The following is a 5,709-nucleotide window of genomic DNA, read 5'->3' as shown; positions in this document are numbered from 1 at the left end:
ACAAGCGGGTATTTTGGAGGCACAACGACGCCAATCCAGTTTAAATCTGCTTGCTTGTCTGTTTGATGGTTTACGTTTGTACCGCAAGCGGCAAGGTAAGATTATTTTGCACTTGATACAGAATTACTTGTCCGATGGTCGTTTGGTACGGATATCTGGTGAAGAGAATGCGCAATATATTCCATTGACGCGTGAAGAAGTAACGAGTGTCGAGTATGATATTGTAGTTGATGATGCGCCAACCAGCCCGAATGAGAAAGAGCGCACCTTCGGTATCATCACACAGCTGCTCCCATTGCTTCAAAATGCCATTACGCCGGATATTATGCTTGATCTACTTCGTTACTCACCCTTGCCTGCGTCATTACTCAATCGTGTCAGTGAGAAGTTCCAACAGCAACAAATGGCACAACAACAGCAGATGGATCCCGAGCAGGAAATGAAGTTGCAGGAAAAGCAACAAGACTTAGAGACGAAAGCACAGATGCATCAGATGGATTTGCAACAAAAGCAGATTGATCTTTTTGTGCATCAAGAGAGAGCAAAAACAGACGCAGAACTGATGAAGCAACGCTATGAGATTGAACGGCAGAAGCTTCTCAATGATCAGGCACACAATCAGATTATGCGAGAGCGAATAGCATTACACAGAGGTATGCATAGTTGAGAAAGGTGAAAGAATGAATGCAGAAATGAATGAAGCTATGAATGAAGATTACAGAGTTGGAGCACCGGTCTTTGATGATGAGAGCTCTTTTGATGCTGGCACTTATGATGGTGAAACGATTGATAATGATGATGTCACCTCTCCAGAGCCGGTTGCACAGCCCGTTGAAAAACCTTCAGAGATTGTTCCTAGCATAGAGCAGCAGCGTATGGAGCAACAAGCCAAACAAGCCCGTGAAGCGCTTGTAAAGTTTTATGAACCCCAATCCCAGACGCCAATGGTTGAAGGTGAAAATGCACCCCCAGACCCTACACAAGACATTATTGGCTATATGAGTTGGATGGGAAAAAAGATTCGAGAGCAGGATGCGTATATTAGGGAACAGAAAGAAGCGCTAAGACAAGCTGAGGAACAGCAGCAGCACGATATGCGTCTTGGTGAATTTTTTAATAATTCTGTTAAGTCGTTTCAAAATAAATCCAGTGATTTTGATGCCGCGGCAAATTTTCTTTATGAGGCACGCGCAAAGGAATTGAGTTCTTGGTCATCACTTTATCCTGAGTATGGACAACAAAACACAATAGATGCGATTATAAGAGATCAATTGCATGCGCTTGTAGCGACTTGTGCACAAAGAGATCTCAATCCGGCAGAAGAAATTTATAGAATAGCACAAAACCTTGGCTATCAGAACCAAGCAGTGCAAGCGAATAATCAAGTTGCAGAACTTCAAAGTCGGCAGAATTCTGCGAGAACCTTAACGGCATCTGGTGGAGGGGGCGTGACGGGTCCACTTTCATGGGAAACGATGGACGCTATGACGGATAAAGAGTTTCAAGCGTGGTACAGTAATCCAAAGAACCGAGTGCTTATACGCAAATTGAGTGGTGCAGATGATGAAGATTAAGTGAAAGACTTTTAGAGAATAAGCCGCCTTTGGTGCGGGTTGGTGGTCCGGCTTTAAGCCGGTTTTTTTATAGCAAAGAAAGGTGAAATAAATGGCAACAACACATATAGGGATTAATGATCCCCATGCGTTAAAAACATGGGCGAGAATTCTTGATGCGGAGGTCTCCAAAGCAACTCCTATTGCTCCTTTGATGGGGCAGGATTCCAATAGCATTATTCAGGTGAAAACAGAGACGCAAAAAGGCAAAGGGGATTGTGTAACATTTAGTCTGCGAGCTCAGTTATCAGGACGTGGTGTGAGTGAGGGTGAAACCCTTGAAGGCAATGAAGAGGCACTACAATTCCTTCATGATAAACTGTATATCAATGAACTTTATCATGGAACAAGAATTGCCAATGAAGGCACTATTGATAATCAGCGCACATTGTTTAATTTGCGCGAAGAAGCCAAAAACAGTTTATCAGATTGGTATGCGGACCGTTTGAGTTTGATGTTTTTCGTTCACGCTTGCGGTTATACAGCCAACAGGCTTAATTTTGAGGGAGAACTGGTTGATCTTGATCCTCTTTTTTGGGGCTTTAATGCACCATTAGCTCCAAGCAGTAAGCGCATTGTGCGACCAGAAGCAAAAACCAAGGATGAAGAGCTTACAGAAAAAGCCAAACACAGCTTTAATCTTAAATTGATAGATGAAGCGGTTCAGTGCGCTAAGCTAGCGAATCCTAAAATTAGACCGGTTCGCGTGAATGGCGAGAGTGTTTATGTGTTGTATTTGCATCCCATTCAGGTGACACAATTGCGCACTAATACAGAGACGGGTCAATGGCTTGATATTCAGAAAGCTGCTTATACCGGTTCGCGTTCCAAAAACCCAATCTTTGATGGTTCTCTAGGCATGTACAACGGTGTGATTTTACGTGAATCAGAGCATGTCACCAATGGTGTTAAATCCACGGATAGTACACGTCTTGCAGGTGTGCGCCGTGCTGTTTTGCTTGGAGCGCAAAGTGTCGTTATGGCATTTGGTAAGAGTTACGGTAAGACCCGCTATAAAATCGAAGAAGAAACCTTCGACTACAAACGCGAATACGGTTTTGGAGTGCATACAATTATGGGCATGAAGAAAACGCGTTTCCAAATGCCCGGAAGAGCACAAGGAGCCCAAGATTTTGGAACGATAGTTATCCCCACCTACAGCGGTGAAGTTGAGTGATGAGGAAAGGAAATAGGACATGGTAGATGGCGTAACAGGACACTTACACGGCAGAGATCTTCATACACATCAGGTCAGTTTTTTGCGTTTGAATATCTCGCATAAAGATAAGCATTTGACGCGCAAAATCGGGACTTTACCGCGTGGTGCAATGATCCTTTCGATTAAAGCGTTTGTGAAGACAGCGTTTTCGGATGCGAAATTAAAGATAGGCAGCACCTATGGTGGTAATGAGTTTAGTGAAAAGGATATCAAAACCCAAAGCACTCAAGATTTTACATCAACCAACCAAAAAGAGTTTGTTCCAGAAGATCAAGAGCTTACGCTTTATGCAACACGGGATAAAACAACCGCGGCTGGTGAGTGTGTTGTGGTCGTGCAATTCGTGACCAATCGTTGAGAGGTATAGGGGAAGGCTTAATTCCCCTCACGATTTATGGAGCAGATTGTACAGAGAGTTGTAAATTAAGGGCAGATAAGACAGCGACTAAGGTAGAAAGTTTAGGGTCACCTGTTTTGCTTAAAGAGCGGTATAATCCACTGCGTTCGCGATTGGTTTCTTTTGCTAAGGCACTCATATTTTGTGCTCTAGCAACAATACCAAGGGCATCCGCTATATGAGAGGCATCACCAGTTTTAAAGGCTTCATTTAAAAAGACTTCTTGAGATTCTGGTGTTGTGAGGTGTTTTTCAAAGTTAAAGGTTTTCAATTTCATTTTTAAGATCCTCTAAAAGAGATAAGGCTTTTTGAATATCACTGGATTGTGTGGATTTGTCACCACCACAAAGCAATATAATGATTTTATCGCCTTTTTTTGTAAAATAAATTCGGTAACCAGCACCATAGTGGATACGTAATTCACCTATACCATTAAAAAACTTTGCATCACCCAAAAGCCCTGAACGAATTCTATGAAGCCTTGCAAGAATTATATTAGCAGCTTTTCTGTCTTTAAGTTTTTCTAACCAGTTATCGAATTCATCTGTTGTTTTTATTATCGCTACCATCAGTGCACTATACTACACAATATATATAATATCAATAGTAATAATTTTTACTGAGAGGTATTTTGATGACACGTCATTATATTCGGGTTAAGACTGGAGGACCGATACCAGTAAAGCGAGATGTTTATCGTCATAAGAGAACACTTTCGCACTTAGTGTCGGTCATTCAAGATGAGATTGATGACATAGCCGATGAGTATGTTCAACAAATCCAAGAAAGCATTTTTGCAGCCATTCGTTTTTGTGAACGGGAGACCTTTTACTTTAACGAAAGCCGTGATGTGGTGTTTGAGACACGGGCGGGACAAGGTGTTTATGATGCAAGCACTACCCGCCCTATTGAAACAGCTGTTAAAATCAAAAACGTTTATCTGAGTTCGATAACATATTATGCATAAAAAACCAATAAAGTCAATAGGTTGTGTGAAATTATTTTATATGAATCCACTTAAGAATCCACACTTTTATGCATGATTCATTTGATCATTTTTTATATAAGATTGCCATGCATGAATAGACCATAAAAAGCAAATCATGATACAAATATTATAACGCATGTGTGCATTCAAATGAAATGAAAAGCAGCTATCATTCATAACAGTTTATAAATCTTATGATACGTTTTTATCACAGTACAAATCACATTGTTTAAAATTTAGTTGTTTGGAATTATCGATAACATACGTTTAAAGATCACATCTTGTTTTAATGATTGGATTGTTAATCGCATGATAAAAACAAAATTAACGGTCCCCAAAATTGGGGAGCGCAAAATCTAAAGATGTTATAGTATCCTATAAGAAAGTAATCATTTAAAACTTTTATAAGCTTATAGGTTTAATTTATAAAGATTGCATAAAAGGATTTAAAGACAAGATCACTTTTAAAACGCTTTCTAAAAGTTTAGAAAATGATAAGTAATCAGCATAAATATAATATCATGACATATAGAATGAAAATCACAATGTTATGTCTTATGAAAGAGAAAGCTTTTTAATGATATAACGCAAGCAAGAAAACTTCAAAACCATTGTAATCTCACATGGGTTTTTACTCAATTTTGAGTCAAAAGCTGTAATGTTTAAAGAATGCTCTATTCTAAGATAATGCCTCCAAAAATGGACCGGCTAATATTTAAAGAAATTAGGTTTTATGAAAAGTACAAATACGCTTATGAGAACCTCTTTAAATGCACGTTTAAACGTTTGAAACATAAAATGAGATCTTTATAAGAAACGTTAAAACTTTTTTTTATTACAGTTATAACTTAGTTATCATTTGCTCTTAAAAACGTTTCATTTATGAGAAAATTAAGATTTAGCTTTCACAGCAGAGCAAAATCTTGAAAACCTTACATTTTATAAAAGCGTTTGTTTATTTTTCTTATGAAAATCTGCTTTTAAAAACCAATGATCGTAAATATAAAAAGAACGTTTTTTACATATATTTATTGAATATGCATTTGCTTTTGATTGGATTGTTAAACCTACCAAGCGTTTTAATTTGTTTAATAGCCATAACAAGCGTTTATAGGCTCTCTCATTCAAATGAGTGATTAAAGATCATACGCACATTTACATTCCTTTTGATAAGTTTTCATATCTCTCATAGAGCGCTTGCAATATGATACGTTTTGTATATATGCATTCATTACTCCATTGTGGATGATTCATTTTAATCAATAAGAAACGCTATTTGAAAGCCGCGTCATATCACTTGGCACGGCTTTTTTTTTATTTTACTCTCTCTTTTATGATATGTTTATAGCAATGCATTTTATATGCGTTTATAACCATAAAGAATGCACGCCCCCCATACCTGTTTTTATTCTGTTTTATCAGTTATATTGATAACATTATCTCTTTCATACACCTCACAATTTTTTGGAACCAACCTTACTTTGCTTTTTTT

The 5,709-nt window shown here is 38.3% G+C and carries 5 protein-coding genes and 2 pseudogenes; 5 read left to right on the top strand and 2 right to left on the bottom strand.

Features of this window, described 5'->3' with window-relative positions; translation table 11 throughout:
- The 4 genes and pseudogenes from ACFIMC_RS05125 to ACFIMC_RS05110 form a co-directional block, all read left to right on the top strand.
- Positions 1-667 (top strand): annotated as a pseudogene (locus ACFIMC_RS05125) (phage portal protein); the annotation flags it as partial.
- A 13-nt stretch (positions 668-680) separates the two neighbouring features.
- Positions 681-1,574: a hypothetical protein gene (locus ACFIMC_RS05120; RefSeq protein ID WP_375680941.1), complete on the top strand. Its 894-nt coding sequence runs from the start codon at positions 681-683 to the stop codon at positions 1,572-1,574.
- A gap of 91 nt (positions 1,575-1,665) precedes the next feature.
- Positions 1,666-2,790: a N4-gp56 family major capsid protein gene (locus ACFIMC_RS05115; RefSeq protein ID WP_273788714.1), complete on the top strand. Its 1,125-nt coding sequence runs from the start codon at positions 1,666-1,668 to the stop codon at positions 2,788-2,790.
- Between the two features lie 19 nt (positions 2,791-2,809).
- The gene (locus tag ACFIMC_RS05110) at positions 2,810-3,190 is read left to right on the top strand and encodes a hypothetical protein (protein WP_375633221.1); all 381 of its coding nucleotides are present in this window, start codon (positions 2,810-2,812) and stop codon (positions 3,188-3,190) included.
- Between the two features lie 34 nt (positions 3,191-3,224).
- Here the strand turns inward: ACFIMC_RS05110 and ACFIMC_RS05105 are convergent, their stop codons facing one another.
- Positions 3,225-3,506, bottom strand: coding sequence for an addiction module antidote protein (locus ACFIMC_RS05105; RefSeq protein ID WP_273788712.1), 282 nt, complete (start codon positions 3,504-3,506; stop codon positions 3,225-3,227).
- Positions 3,487-3,798: a type II toxin-antitoxin system RelE/ParE family toxin gene (locus ACFIMC_RS05100; protein WP_017196508.1), complete on the bottom strand. Its 312-nt coding sequence runs from the start codon at positions 3,796-3,798 to the stop codon at positions 3,487-3,489. The genes ACFIMC_RS05105 and ACFIMC_RS05100 overlap by 20 nt, the downstream gene beginning before the upstream one ends.
- Positions 3,799-3,863: 65 nt before the next feature.
- On the opposite strand from ACFIMC_RS05100, the pseudogene ACFIMC_RS05095 reads away from it, so the two are divergent.
- Positions 3,864-4,178, top strand: a pseudogene (locus ACFIMC_RS05095) (hypothetical protein); the annotation flags it as partial.
- Positions 4,179-5,709: the final 1,531 nt, after the last annotated feature.

This window comes from Bartonella sp. AP21QHHD, from assembly GCF_042196205.1.
Taxonomy (GTDB): domain Bacteria; phylum Pseudomonadota; class Alphaproteobacteria; order Rhizobiales; family Rhizobiaceae; genus Bartonella.
The sequence above is the reverse complement of the archived record's forward strand: the minus strand, read 5'-3'. Positions and strand labels throughout refer to the sequence as shown.